Source organism: Vibrio sp. R12-SG2-ISO1, from assembly GCF_059834045.1.
On sequence record NZ_JCBDGO010000001.1, the window covers coordinates 120,274 to 133,136 of the forward strand.

The window sequence follows — 12,863 nt, forward strand, 5'->3', positions numbered from 1 at the left end:
TACACCCATATAAAGGAAAACGTTCATGCCTAAGGCAAGTGAGCTAAAGAAAGGTTTTGCGATTGTATCTAACGGCAAAACGCTACTCATCAAAGATATTGAAGTGACGACTCCTGGCGGTCGCGGCGGTTCAAAAATTTATAAACTGCGTTGCACTGACCTCACGACTGGTGCTCGCGTTGATGAGCGCTACAAGTCCGATGACGTACTTGACACTGTCGACATGTTCAAACGCGCCGCAGCATTCTCATACGTTGATGGTGACGAGTACATTTTCATGGACAATGAAGATTACACTCAGTACACCTTTAAACGCGATGATATCGAAGATGACTTGCTATTTATCACTGAAGAGATTCAAGGCTTACACGTGGTTTTAGTCAACGGCAACGCTGTTGCACTTGAACTGCCCGCTTCAGTTGAACTTGTGATTGAAGAGACCGACCCATCGATCAAGGGTGCGTCAGCATCTGCTCGCACCAAGCCTGCTCGTTTCTCGACTGGCCTTGTCGTGCAAGTACCTGAGTACATAGCCACTGGCGATCGCGTCATCATCAACACTGCTGAACGTAAATACACAAGCCGAGCGTAATATGTCTGATCTAATTTCTTACGATGACACCATTGACACGGCCTACGACATCTTTCTAGAGATGGCTCCCGATAATCTTGAGCCCGCAGATGTGATTCTGTTTACGGCGCAATTTGATGACCGTGGTGCTGCCGAACTGGTTGAAACCGGAGAAGATTGGGCGGGCCATGTTGGCTTTGATGTCGACAAAGAGACGTATGCAGAGGTTCGGGTTGGACTCGTCAATGAAGACAATGACGTGTTGGATGACGTATTCGCGCGTCTATTAGTCAGCCGCGATCCAGAACATAAGTTTTGCCACATCCTGTGGAAGCGCGACTAACCCCCACTCTTGTATCGCCATGGCATAAAAACAAAAATCCCCGAGTCAAAGACTTGGGGATTTTTTATGGAATTCGGACTGCCATCATCGCACAGGGCGCTGTTTGTCAGATCAACCTTCTGTTTTCACGTTTTCAACTCGGGCTTTCAGTTTTTGCCCAGGACGGAAGGTGACTACACGGCGTGCACTGATAGGAATGTCTTCACCAGTTTTCGGGTTTCGACCTGGTCGTTCATTCTTATCACGAAGATCAAAATTTCCGAACCCTGACAGTTTTACCTGTTCGCCACTTTCTAGAGCTTTACGAATCTCTTCGAAAAACGCTTCAACCGTTTCCTTGGCATCCCGTTTACTGTATCCAAGCTTTTCAAACAGGTTTTCAGCCAAATCGGCTTTTGTGAGCGCCATAAAACTTTCCTCAAAGCTGTGTTAAACATAGTTGCGCCAAGGCAACACCCAGTACTTTCGGTAAGCCAATCAACAACATATCGGCGTTACTTTGAAAAGTGTATGCCAAGCTTCTGATTTTCGCCAACTTTTTTATCTATCTACCTATCACTTGGCGAGAAAGCCAACAGTGACGAAACGCTAAGCATCAGAATTATAAATAGATTTTAACGCAACTTAGCGATCAATCATGCCAAAATTCTGTAAAGAAATCGTCCAATCCTAGAGGATAATGTCATTTTGACAATTAAATCAACAACCCAACACTTAAATTGCGCTAGATCACAAAACTAGCGCAATCAAGATTTTGTTGCATCGCGCACCGAACCACGCTCATCATTTCTTGGGATTAAGATCCAACCAGAATATTAACCAAGTTGCATTTGCGTGAATTATGTGCAACAACAAGAGTGTTCACATAAAAATAAACACGACAACGTCATGGCGACCAACCGCTCCCGAGCAAACAGCCCCCTATCGGTGAGACCAATTTCTGCGTCCGTCTCTAAAGAGGAAGCAAAATATGCTTGGTTTTATCAGGTAGAAGAAAACTATGCCGAAGAGGCGAATGTGTTTTTTCAAAAAGCACTGGATTGTCGTGTACGCGCTTTAAAACGCTGCCTTTCGTATGATGGTTCACCAACCCTAGAGCAACAACTCTCTTCCCGCGCTTGTTTTGATTCACTCGCCCTCCCACAAGGTGAACTGAGGTACTATGATTACCAAAAACTAAGCACTCCAGACCTCTCCAGAACAGACGCGAATCATCACAATCAGAGCGGTCATCGATACTGCCAACCTAACGATAAAAACAGCGCGCAATCACAACAACGTCAACCCATGGTGAAATCCAGAACTCATGCTTAATTTTGTCCTTCAAGAGCTTATGTACCCCAAGGCCATCGTGCTATTTATGACAGCGATGTTGGTACTGACTTGGTCTAGTTACTTCTGTTACTCACTGTATAAAAAGCACGGTGCAAGCAGTCTTAACAGTTATCTTTACTATGTGACCTACACGTTTGGCTTGTTTATTTGGATTCTTAGTAACTACTACTTTCATACCGGATTGCTGCCATTGCTCGGTGAGAAAGCGGCGGTCTTTATGGCGATTGTCGCCAATATTTCTGCGCTAGTCGCCTTCGCTTCTGCGTATCATTTTACCGCTAAGCTGCGCACCTATTACGCAAGTAAACGCGTCCCCGTGTTCCAATCCATTGTGGCATGGAGCGTATTTGCTTTTGGTTTGGCTTGTAACCTTTTACCGGATTTGACCGTACAAGGCGCCTCTATTTCAGGCCCAAGTCAGTTCGTATTAGAGTTTGGTCCGTATACTCAGCCCTTTTTCCTCGGTTTGACCACCTTAGTGGTGCTGACGTTTATCAATCTGCTCTCTCTAACGGCAAGCGAAAACCGTATTCAACGGACTCGAATCAACTACATGATTCTTGGCATGGCCATTTTTATGTGCTCAACGGCGGTCATTCAGCTTGGCTTTACTTATTTCCTCAATGACTTCTCGTTGACTTGGCTACCACCTGCACTATCGGTCAGCGAAATGCTCTTCATGGGCTACGCGCTGCTTACCTCTCGCTTTTATAGCTCGCGCTATATTCTGTATATCGGTTTGAGCTTCGCCGTGACGCTGTTCGTCTATTTTTCTGCCATCACCCTACTGCCCATATTTGATGATTCACACGCGTTTGAGGTGGTCACCATAGTCGCAATTGTTGGCTTATCTTGGTCCAAACTTTACCGCAGCTTGCAACGTTCCATTAGCTATATTGTGTATGGCGATCCCGTGTCTCCAGTGGAAAAAATCATCAAGTTGGAGAACGAATTTCATCACTCACCAACGCAAGCGATGGACAAACTCGCACGCTACCTCGATGTACCTGAAAATAAACTGCGCTTGTTGGATGACTTTCAAGGAGCAAGCTTTTACCGTGATTACTTTGAAACCCACACCGCACCACTTGTGCTCGACGAGGTGGAAGAAGCGATGGCGAAAAGTGGCAATAGCAAACTGAGTCAAGTTCGCTCAGCGATGAAAAAGACACAATCCGCCCTAGTTCTGCCTATTTATGAAGGTCGAAATAAACTGTCGCATGTCTTGGTCTCAAGTGAAAAAGATGGCGGATTAAACTTCTCCTATGAGGAACTTGAAGCGCTGCAACGGGTGCTCTCCAAAGTTCAAGCGCACATCAACTACGAACGTAAGGTCAAACAGTCTCAGGCATTAGCCAATTCCATTGCACATGAAATGCGTAACCCACTCAGCCAAGTGCAGTATGAGTTTGAGCATCTCAACTTAAAAATTCGCCATTTGCCCGCCCATTTTGAATTGATGACACACGTCGACAACGGCAAGCAAGCCGTCCTGCGTGGCCGCCAGCTGATCGATATCATATTGCGAGAGGTGAACAGTGCCTCGCTGGTTCAAGAGCCCGCGGTGGCAACATCGATCAGCGCCTGCGTGCGCAGCGCTGTCGAAAACTATGGCTTTGACGATGAACCCACTCGCCGCCGTGTCCACCTAAAACTGAATCAAGATTTTGTCGCTAAGGTAAACGAGACACTGTTTAACTTTGTGATTTTCAATCTCCTTCGCAACGCCATTTACTATTTTGACTCTTACCCAGATAGCCACATCACCATTGAAACCGTGCCTGGGGAGAACGACAACCGACTCGTTGTTACCGACACAGGCCCAGGTATTCCAGCGGATCTTCTTGAGCGTATTTTTGATGATTTCTTCAGTCACCGTAAGAGTGGTGGTAGTGGGCTAGGTCTGGGCTATTGTCAACGCGTGATGAAAGCGTTTGGTGGGACAATTCAGTGCCGCTCAGAACAAGGCAAATTTACCGAGTTCACGTTGAGCTTTCCCCCCACCACGCAAAAGCCTGTCGTCACGCCGAATAAATCAACGCCCGCCGCTGAGCCTCCAAATAAAGTAAAACCGCGTGATCGCCAAGTGGTTTCGAGCCCTACCGCTCCGGGTGCGCCAGTGGTGTTGGTGGTCGATGATAAAGAAGTGCAACGTGCGTTAGTCAAACTGTACGTCGAACAACTGGGCTATCGAGTGATTATGGCAAATAACGGTCGAACCGCCCTCGACATCATTCACGATAATCCCGTTGAGTTGGTGTTTATGGATATCCAGATGCCGGTCATGGATGGCTTTGAAGCCTCGAGACGCATCAAGGAGTCTTACCCAAGCATTCCTATTATTGCGCTCAGCGGAGAGGCAGAGAGCGCCAGTGTAACGAAAATGGCCAAGCTGATGGATGGTCGCCTCACCAAGCCAGCAACCAAAGAGGCCTTGGCGAGTGTGCTCAACCGTTTCTTTAACAAAGAAGAAGTGTTGTAACGATACGCAGTGAGGCGTTCTCCCTCACTCACCTAGACGCTCAAGCACTTTTTCACATAGCTGCTTGAGCATCACCATCTCTTCCAGGGGTAAATTGATTTTACATGACAGCGCAGTGGGCACGGTAAGGGCTTGCTGCTTCAACGCTTTTCCGTGCGAGGTAAGATTGAGGACCCGCACGCGCTCATCACTCTCACTGCGCGCTCGTTCTACAAACCCTTTGCTTTCCAAACGTTTTAACAGTGGCGTCAAGGTCCCTGAATCGAGGTATAACCGAGCACCCAGCTCTTTGACACTGACGCCATCTTGCTCCCACAGCACCATCATCACTAGGTATTGCGCGTAAGTGAGATCCAATACATCCAGTAGCGGTCTGTATGCTCGGCCAACTGCGTTAGCCGCACTGTATAGTGGAAAACAGACTTGATTCTCGAGTTTTATTTTATCCTCATCACTCAAGGGGGGCGTCACATGACAAGTGTCCATAGCATTAACCTTAAAAATAAATTGTGCACAATATAGTTGCAAAACAGCTCGGCTTCGATATATGATTGCAAACAATTAAATTGCGCACAACTTAAATAACCAAGGAGATACCTATGAGCACACTCTACAAAACTCAAGCAACCGCATCTGCTGGCCGTAACGGTCAGGTTCAAACTGACGACGGTCTACTTTCGCTTAGCCTTGCTTATCCGAAAGAGATGGGTGGCACAGGTGCAGCGACTAACCCAGAGCAACTATTTGCCGCAGGTTATGCCGCCTGTTTTTCTAATGCTCTGCTCCACGTTGCGCGTGAAGGCAAGGTCAAATTGAAAGAAGCGCCGGTAACCGCTGAAGTCGGTATCGGTCCAAATGAGCAAGGTGGCTTTGCACTCACCGTGAGCTTGAACGTCGCACTCGCTCTCGACGATGCACAAGCACTAGAGCTGACGAAAATCGCTCACCAAGTGTGTCCATACTCCAACGCCGTTCGTGGCAACATTGACGTTCATGTCACGGTGAATGGTCAAACGCTGTAAACCAATCCCTACGACAACAACGCCGACCCATTGGGTCGGCGTTGTTCTTTCAGCACATACGACAGCCTTTCGTAGACGTCTAGATGTTTACATGCCTATTAAAAGCGAGTAAGTTAGTTTTACTCATCTGAGACAGGGAAAGGTTGAAACAAATTAATGATCGAGCTGAAGCATCTGAAAACATTAGTATCACTGCGAGATACCGGATCACTCACCGCAACCGCAACGTCACTTCACTTGACCCAATCGGCCCTTTCTCATCAAATCAAAGATCTCGAGTCTCGCATAGGCAGTCCGCTCTTTTTGCGTAAAACTCGTCCGGTGAAATTCACTTCTGAAGGACAAATCTTACTTCGTGTCGCCGATGAGGTTCTGCCCAAGCTTGCGCGCGCAGAAAATGAGTTGGCAAGCCTCAAAGAAGACGTCAACGGACGCCTGCACATGGCGATAGACTGCCACTCCTGCTTTCAGTGGTTGATGCCTGCGCTACGTGAGTATCAAATTGCATGGCCCAGTGTCACACTCGATTTTTCATCAGGTTTCTCGTTTGAACCCCTACCCGCATTGGTCAGTGGCGAGCTGGATCTGGTTATCACTTCAGATATTCAACCGCGCTCTGAAATTCACTATGAACCGCTCTTCGACTTTGAAATGCGCTTGATCACCTCGACCACGCACCCGCTTGCAACAAAACCCCGTATCGAGCCACGCGATCTTGAAGGCGAAACCATGATTTCCTATCCAGTGCAGAAAAAACGCTTAGATGTAGTGAAACACTTTTTGACTCCGGCAGGGGTGGAGCCGGCAAAGTGGAAACAAGCAGACAATACGCTGATGTTGGTGCAGATGGTGTCCGCGGGGCTCGGTATCGCGGCGCTACCTAACTGGGCAATCAGTGAATTTTCTCGTCAGGGTTTGATCACCAGTATTCCTTTGGGAGACGGACTGTGGCGTCGACTGTTCGCGGCTACCAGAGACAGTGATAAGGGCAAACGCTATTTACAAGCGTTTTTCCATACCGCTCGGCAACAGTCGAAAAGTCATTTAGAGGGAATAAAAACGGTGTAACCTCTAAAGGTTACACCGAGACGGTTCGTCACGCCGATACCTAGCTTCGCTGTAAGGTATTGAACCGACATCGACGCTGAATTGAGTGAAGTCCTACCGTTGGTTTGACTTGAACTGGTTGGTGAGCGGGTCATATTGGTAGCCAAGCACATCCAATTTGCCAATCACTGTCTCTGCATCCATTTCATAGGTGCTTACCAACTCTTCGAGACTGTCACACTCCAGTCTCAGTTTCTCGTTCACGATACCAAGTAAAATCGTGCTATCGAAACGGCCAACATTACTAAGATCCATCGCTGCGCTCCTTTGTCGTGTTGATAACACAAGCTTAGACCTTCAGCAGAAAAATAACAGTGACCGAGGCTAAAGAACGAATAAGCCCTGGTTAACCGTCACCGCACTCAGCAACATCACCAGTGCAACCGCCAACTGCGGCTTAGTGATGCTTTTACTGAGCAACATATGCCAGCTCCAGACTACCACAGCAGTGATGAGAAGCGCAAAACTGACCAGCAACGGCTGCGTTGCCATGGTGAGCGTCTGCTCGTCCAATGCCGACGCTTTAAGCAGCACAGTAATGCTCATTATCATTGCAGAAGCCACCCCCGCGACAGGTAAAATTCGATGAAACGCTTGCAATCTCGTTTTTGCCACCGTCAACAGCAAATGGGCAAACAATCCGCCTAGCAACACAATCTGAACCAAAACACTCAATCCAGCGGCAAAGCTCGATTGTTCAGTGACCATGATTCCAACGTAAGCCAGCGCTAAACCATTCCCCAAGTACATCACCCATAACGGCCCTTGCACTCGTGTTTTCTTAGTTTGCACCTGAGAATAGAAATAGCCGATAGCGAACACCACCATCATGGCTTCAATACGCAAGGAGGCGACCGCTAACCACAAAATCGCGATCGCGGGTAATACCTTATGAATGCGCCCACGCTGGCCCGGGCAGATGTCCCCTTTAACCAGAATAAGGGTTAAGATCAATTGCGCGCCGAGCAACATCGGTGCGAAAGAGGCAAGCAAATCACGAGTCATAATCTGTCAGATAATTGAATGAACAAGGCGCGAATCATAACAGACTGGTGAGATGCTTCAATACAGCGCGCTGCTCGACAATGCCTTTGAACGCGCCTTCCTTGTCGACCAACACCCAGGGGAAGTGCGGGTACTGCTCCAACAGTGCCGCCATACTATCGAGCGGGGTTTGCCAATAGATGATCGCCGCAGGCGGCGACATAATACGGTTCGCGGTTTTCAGCCACATGTTGCGCTCTTTGCTGCTTTCTAAATCGGTGCCCATGGTGGGCGTCAGGTGTAAGTTCATCGAAGCACGCTCTATCACACCCAGACATTCCCCTTCATCGATCACAGGTAAGGCTTGTATCGTTTTGTCCTGAAATTTCTGAAAGATCAGTGACAGCGCCACCGTGGGGCTAAGGTGGCTGACATTAGGCGATACCAAATCCGCTAATGATGGCTCACCGCTGCTTGAACGTGGCGCATCGGGCAATTGGCAGTAGTCCTCAACCAATCTGAGGTCATCAAGACTCATCGGCTTTGAGAAGTAGTAGCCTTGAACATAATTGACGCCGAGACTGGCAATCACCTGGTACTCTTGTTCCGTTTCCACTCCCTCTGCCACGACCCTGAGGCCAAGCTTTTGCGCTAACTTAGTGATGGAAGCCACCAAATGGTACTTACGGCTGGTTTCACTGATGCCACTCACAAACACCCGATCAATCTTCAACACATCAAAATAGCTGCGATTGAGATACTCAAATGACGCACTGCCTGTGCCAAAATCATCCACGGCGATGAGCACACCTGCCTCACGTATCGCCGACAACATCGATTCTTGATAGCTGTCACTCTCAAAATAGGCACTTTCGGTAAACTCTATGGTTAATCGATCAGGGTCAATTTTTAGTCTGTCCACCAACTGCACCGTGCGGCCCAAGACTTCACCAATATCGTGTTTTGAGTTGAGGGAGCGGTTAACAGACAAGCCCACTTGAGCGCCAAAGCGCTTTTGTAATTCGGGCAGCATCGACATTGCTCGATGGCAAATCATATCGTCGAGCTCGACGATCAAATCGAGATCTTCAATGACACTCACCATCTCTTGCGTATTAGTGTTCAATTCATCATTGATTGGAAAACGGCACAGCGCTTCAAACTTATCAATGTGACCCGATTTAATATCCACCAAAGGCTGGAAGTGGACATCCACCAGCCCACCTTTCACGCACTTGAGCGCGAACTCCTCCAACGCTTTCTTGCGCTCTTGCGCTTGATGCATCTCTCGGTCGAAAAACGCAATGCGTTTGCCCTCACTCTGGTTCAGCTCTAGTAACGCCTGAGTCGCATGGGAAATCAAACGCGAAGGGTTATTCGCATCGACACCCAACACCGATACCCCGGTTAATCCGTCACGCAATGCCAAGGCAATCTCTCCTTGGGCACGCTTGAAAAGGTGAAAAAAGTTCTTTACCGCTTTGCGTACTTCTCGAATTCGCTCTTCGGCGGTGGATTCCGCTATCGACAAACACACCGCAAAACGACCATTACCCAAATAGCCGCAGCTTGCCACTTTGGTGCTCTCAATCAAATAACTGGCAAATTGCTTTTTGACTTGATGCGCTTTGTCGGCAGGAAACTTTGGCTGCAATACCAACATCACCGCATTCAACGCATCCGGCGCTTGCTCACATTGTTGCTCCAGTTCGGCAATGAAACTGTCTCGAGAGGGTAATAAGGTCAGTAGGTCAATGCCATCGGTTTCCAAGCCATCAATTTTATCCAGCTGCTTGGAGAGATCAGACGTAACACCAATATAGATACGTTCGCCACTGGCACGCTCAATTGCCGTAATTGAGAGCTCTTGTGGCACGGTGGAGCCATCCGCTTTCAAGGTGATGATCGGTCCGCTCCATGCCCCACAACGATTTACACTCGCCCACATCGCTTCATAGAATTCGTCACTCAGCTTGTCGGCATTAAAAATACTGGTTTTCAAACCCACAATTTCATTAAGTAAATAGCCAGTATTTTGTTCAAAGCGACGATTACACGCCAAAATGCGAGTTTGCGCGTCGGTGATGACCACACCGCGCGTCTCACTTTCAAATGCAGAGCAAAACAGGTCACTGGCGTCCGAGCGGGAACCAATCACCAGACGTGGAGAAAAGCAGCCTGAAAGCACGTTGGTCGCTTCTCTATTGACGTCAAACTCAACGTAAGCAAACACGGCATGAGGGATCAGCAAACAACAATGGAACCTGTCCATCTCACCGGTTTTCAGCACCGACTTGAACACACTCTGACAGCGCTTACGGTGTAACGTAGGAAGCAGCTTGAATAACTGCTTCGCCGAAACGCTCGCCACATTCTGGCCAAACAACAGCTGCATCGCATCGGGATCGCAACTAAAAGTCTGGTTGTTAAGGTCCAAACGCCAATCAAACGTGCTGTACTTGGGGTGATTAGAAGGCTCTGCTGTGGTTTCAAGCGCATGCACTTGAAAATTCTCTTCCATGCTCGTAAACACCTGTGTGGTTTATGTTGATGAGGTTAATTTTAGACTGGATGCTCGAAATTATCCGTTAACCTGCCGTGTTTATACGTAAAAAAATGAGGGCTATGTTGAGGTAGATAGATGAATGACAAGCCGCTATAATTCGCGCTCCCTGGCACAGAGAGCAAAATATGTTCAACGATATTACCCCGATTCACCAATACAAAAAGTACTGGGCCGAGTGTTTTGGCACCGCGCCATTCCTTCCGACCAGTCGCAAGGAAATGGATGCTTTAGGTTGGGATAGCTGTGACATCATCATCGTCACAGGCGATGCCTATGTGGATCATCCCAGTTTTGGTATGGCCATCATCGGGCGTCTTTTGGAAGCCCAAGGGTTTCGTGTCGGGATTATTGCTCAGCCAGAATGGCAAACCAAAGATGCCTTTATGGCGCTTGGCAAACCTAACCTTTTTTTCGGCATCACCGCCGGCAACATGGACTCGATGATCAACCGTTACACGGCGGATCGCAAATTACGCCATGATGACGCTTATACCCCAAACAACGAAGGGGGCAAGCGCCCAGATCGTGCCACTTTGGTCTACTCGCAGCGCTGTCGTGAAGCCTACAAAGGTGTGCCTATCGTACTGGGGGGTATTGAAGCCAGCTTACGTCGCCTTGCGCACTACGACTACTGGTCAGATAAAGTACGTCGCTCCATTTTGTTTGATGCCAAAGCCGATATCTTGCTGTTTGGTAACGCAGAGCGCGCACTGGTTGAAGTCGCGCACCGTTTAGCCGACGGCGAAGCGATCGCGAATATGACCAATATTCGTGGTACCGCGGTGAACTTGGCGGCCGAGCCAGAAGGTTACACCATCATCGACTCATCACGTATTGAGAAGCCCCGAAAAGAGGCGTTTATCCCGCCAAACCCTTACGTGGTGGAAGAGCAGTGCGACACCAAAGCGAAACAAGAAGAGACGAAGCCGCAACCGATCACGATTCGTCCTTCTCGCCACGATGCGAAAACCACCGCAGTGCGCCTGCCTCATTTTGAAAAACTCAACAATGACCGCATACTTTACGCGCACGCCAGTCGCATCATGCATCTTGAGACAAACCCGTACTCAGGACGTGCTCTGATTCAAAAGCACGGTGACCGAGAGCTATGGGTCAACCAAGCGCCAATTCCTCTGACCACAGAAGAGATGGACTACGTGTTTGGTCTGCCTTATGCACGCGTGCCTCATCCGATGTACGGCAAAGCAAAAATTCCTGCCTATGACATGATCAAGACGTCAGTCAACATCATGCGTGGCTGTTTTGGCGGCTGTTCATTCTGCTCCATTACCGAGCACGAAGGCCGCATCATTCAAAACCGCTCTCAAGAGTCCATTTTGAATGAGTTGGAAGAAATTCGAGACAAAGTGCCCGGCTTTACCGGAACTATTTCTGATTTGGGCGGCCCTACGGCTAACATGTATCGCCTCGGCTGTAGCGATCCCAAAGCTGAAATCAACTGTCGTCGTCCATCGTGCGTCTTCCCTGGCATCTGTAATAAACTCAATACTGACCATAAGCACACCATCGACCTTTACCGCGCGGCGCGCAAAGTCGAGGGGATCAACAAGGTGATGATCGCCTCTGGTGTGCGTTATGACTTGGCGATTGAATCCCCAGAGTACGTTAAGGAGTTGGTTACGCACCACGTGGGCGGCTACCTGAAAATTGCACCAGAGCATACTGAGAAAGGTCCGCTTGATCTGATGATGAAGCCGGGCATGGGAGCCTACGATCGTTTCAAAGAGATGTTCGAAAAATACAGTGCAGAAGCAGGCAAGAAGCAATATCTGATTCCCTACTTCATCTCCGCCCACCCTGGCACAGAAGATGAAGACATGCTCAATCTCGCCCTTTGGCTGAAAAAGAATGACTTTGAGTGCGATCAAGTGCAGAACTTCTACCCATCACCGATGTGTAATGCGACCTCAATGTACTACTCAGAGACGAATCCGCTCAAGCGCGTTAAATATAAGCAGCGTGAAGTGGTGCCCGTTGCGAAAGGAGAGCGTCAGCGTCGTTTACACAAAGCTCTGCTGCGCTATCACGATCCGCAAAACTGGCCACTGATTCGTGAAGCGCTGATCAACATGGGTAAAAAGCACCTGATCGGTGATAAGCCGAGTTGTCTCGTTCCGGCTGAAGACAGTTCCGCCCAGACGCCTGCGCAACGCAGAAAGTCCGGACGTCACGGCTCCAATCGCTTTGCTACTAAGCACACGAAAACTCAGCCTGGCTTTGAAAAAATGCATGGCAGTGAAAAAGGTAAAGCGAGTAAAAACAGCGGAAATAAGAAAGGCAAAGCGCCAGCGGGTAAAGCCTCACGCGATCATGTGATTGCAGAGCAAGGTCGATCCAATGGCCAAGGCAAGCGAAAACCCAAACACCGCTAATAAATGATGATCAAAAAAGGGGCAAACGCCCCTTTTTTTAATCTCTATTTTAAGCAACGC

Annotated in this window: 12 protein-coding genes; 7 read left to right on the top strand and 5 right to left on the bottom strand. The window is 48.6% G+C overall.

What is annotated here, in order from left to right; genetic code table 11:
* Nucleotides 1-25 precede the first annotated feature (25 nt).
* A complete protein-coding gene (gene yeiP, locus AC6R10_RS00525; RefSeq protein ID WP_334550677.1) occupies nucleotides 26-592 on the top strand; it encodes an elongation factor P-like protein YeiP in 567 nt (188 codons plus the stop codon).
* Between the two features lies 1 nt (nucleotide 593).
* A complete protein-coding gene (locus AC6R10_RS00530) occupies nucleotides 594-914 on the top strand; it encodes an HI1450 family dsDNA-mimic protein (RefSeq protein WP_334550678.1) in 321 nt (106 codons plus the stop codon).
* 111 nt (nucleotides 915-1,025) lie between these two features.
* Here the strand turns inward: AC6R10_RS00530 and ihfA are convergent, their stop codons facing one another.
* On the bottom strand, nucleotides 1,026-1,322 hold the full coding sequence (ihfA, locus tag AC6R10_RS00535; RefSeq protein ID WP_334550680.1) for an integration host factor subunit alpha: 297 nt from the start codon (nucleotides 1,320-1,322) through the stop codon (nucleotides 1,026-1,028).
* Between the two features lie 480 nt (nucleotides 1,323-1,802).
* Between ihfA and AC6R10_RS00540 the strand changes: the two genes are divergently transcribed.
* Nucleotides 1,803-2,228: a hypothetical protein gene (locus tag AC6R10_RS00540; RefSeq protein WP_500671172.1), complete on the top strand. Its 426-nt coding sequence runs from the start codon at nucleotides 1,803-1,805 to the stop codon at nucleotides 2,226-2,228.
* Entirely contained in the window at nucleotides 2,221-4,731 is a 2,511-nt protein-coding gene (locus tag AC6R10_RS00545) for a response regulator (protein WP_500671173.1), read from the top strand. The genes AC6R10_RS00540 and AC6R10_RS00545 overlap by 8 nt, the downstream gene beginning before the upstream one ends.
* Nucleotides 4,732-4,755: 24 nt before the next feature.
* Here the strand turns inward: AC6R10_RS00545 and ohrR are convergent, their stop codons facing one another.
* Nucleotides 4,756-5,217 carry a transcriptional regulator OhrR gene (ohrR, locus tag AC6R10_RS00550; RefSeq protein WP_500671174.1) on the bottom strand — a complete coding sequence of 154 codons (462 nt, stop codon included), beginning with the start codon at nucleotides 5,215-5,217 and terminating at the stop codon, nucleotides 4,756-4,758.
* 113 nt (nucleotides 5,218-5,330) lie between these two features.
* Between ohrR and ohr the strand changes: the two genes are divergently transcribed.
* A complete protein-coding gene (gene ohr, locus AC6R10_RS00555; RefSeq protein WP_500671175.1) occupies nucleotides 5,331-5,753 on the top strand; it encodes an organic hydroperoxide reductase Ohr in 423 nt (140 codons plus the stop codon).
* Between the two features lie 156 nt (nucleotides 5,754-5,909).
* The gene (locus AC6R10_RS00560) at nucleotides 5,910-6,821 is read left to right on the top strand and encodes a LysR substrate-binding domain-containing protein (RefSeq protein ID WP_500671176.1); all 912 of its coding nucleotides are present in this window, start codon (nucleotides 5,910-5,912) and stop codon (nucleotides 6,819-6,821) included.
* Between the two features lie 93 nt (nucleotides 6,822-6,914).
* Here the strand turns inward: AC6R10_RS00560 and AC6R10_RS00565 are convergent, their stop codons facing one another.
* The 3 genes from AC6R10_RS00565 to AC6R10_RS00575 form a co-directional block, all read right to left on the bottom strand.
* Complete coding sequence (locus AC6R10_RS00565; RefSeq protein WP_334550693.1) at nucleotides 6,915-7,115, bottom strand: DUF4250 domain-containing protein; 201 nt, start codon at nucleotides 7,113-7,115, stop codon at nucleotides 6,915-6,917.
* Between the two features lie 69 nt (nucleotides 7,116-7,184).
* Nucleotides 7,185-7,865 carry an HI_1241 family integral membrane domain gene (locus AC6R10_RS00570; protein WP_500671177.1) on the bottom strand — a complete coding sequence of 227 codons (681 nt, stop codon included), beginning with the start codon at nucleotides 7,863-7,865 and terminating at the stop codon, nucleotides 7,185-7,187.
* A gap of 34 nt (nucleotides 7,866-7,899) precedes the next feature.
* The gene (locus AC6R10_RS00575) at nucleotides 7,900-10,365 is read right to left on the bottom strand and encodes an EAL domain-containing protein (RefSeq protein WP_500671178.1); all 2,466 of its coding nucleotides are present in this window, start codon (nucleotides 10,363-10,365) and stop codon (nucleotides 7,900-7,902) included.
* Between the two features lie 170 nt (nucleotides 10,366-10,535).
* On the opposite strand from AC6R10_RS00575, the gene AC6R10_RS00580 reads away from it, so the two are divergent.
* Entirely contained in the window at nucleotides 10,536-12,803 is a 2,268-nt protein-coding gene (locus AC6R10_RS00580; protein ID WP_500627949.1) for a YgiQ family radical SAM protein, read from the top strand.
* Nucleotides 12,804-12,863: the final 60 nt, after the last annotated feature.

Coding starts and splice junctions, on each gene's coding strand:
- AC6R10_RS00580 (WP_500627949.1), top strand. CDS start 10,536: ATGTTCAACGATATTACCCCGATTCACCAATACAAAAAGTACTGGGCC.
- ohr (WP_500671175.1), top strand. CDS start 5,331: ATGAGCACACTCTACAAAACTCAAGCAACCGCATCTGCTGGCCGTAAC.
- ihfA (WP_334550680.1), bottom strand. CDS start 1,322: ATGGCGCTCACAAAAGCCGATTTGGCTGAAAACCTGTTTGAAAAGCTT.
- AC6R10_RS00560 (WP_500671176.1), top strand. CDS start 5,910: ATGATCGAGCTGAAGCATCTGAAAACATTAGTATCACTGCGAGATACC.
- AC6R10_RS00530 (WP_334550678.1), top strand. CDS start 594: ATGTCTGATCTAATTTCTTACGATGACACCATTGACACGGCCTACGAC.
- yeiP (WP_334550677.1), top strand. CDS start 26: ATGCCTAAGGCAAGTGAGCTAAAGAAAGGTTTTGCGATTGTATCTAAC.
- AC6R10_RS00540 (WP_500671172.1), top strand. CDS start 1,803: ATGGCGACCAACCGCTCCCGAGCAAACAGCCCCCTATCGGTGAGACCA.
- AC6R10_RS00575 (WP_500671178.1), bottom strand. CDS start 10,365: ATGGAAGAGAATTTTCAAGTGCATGCGCTTGAAACCACAGCAGAGCCT.
- ohrR (WP_500671174.1), bottom strand. CDS start 5,217: ATGGACACTTGTCATGTGACGCCCCCCTTGAGTGATGAGGATAAAATA.
- AC6R10_RS00570 (WP_500671177.1), bottom strand. CDS start 7,865: ATGACTCGTGATTTGCTTGCCTCTTTCGCACCGATGTTGCTCGGCGCG.
- AC6R10_RS00545 (WP_500671173.1), top strand. CDS start 2,221: ATGCTTAATTTTGTCCTTCAAGAGCTTATGTACCCCAAGGCCATCGTG.
- AC6R10_RS00565 (WP_334550693.1), bottom strand. CDS start 7,115: ATGGATCTTAGTAATGTTGGCCGTTTCGATAGCACGATTTTACTTGGT.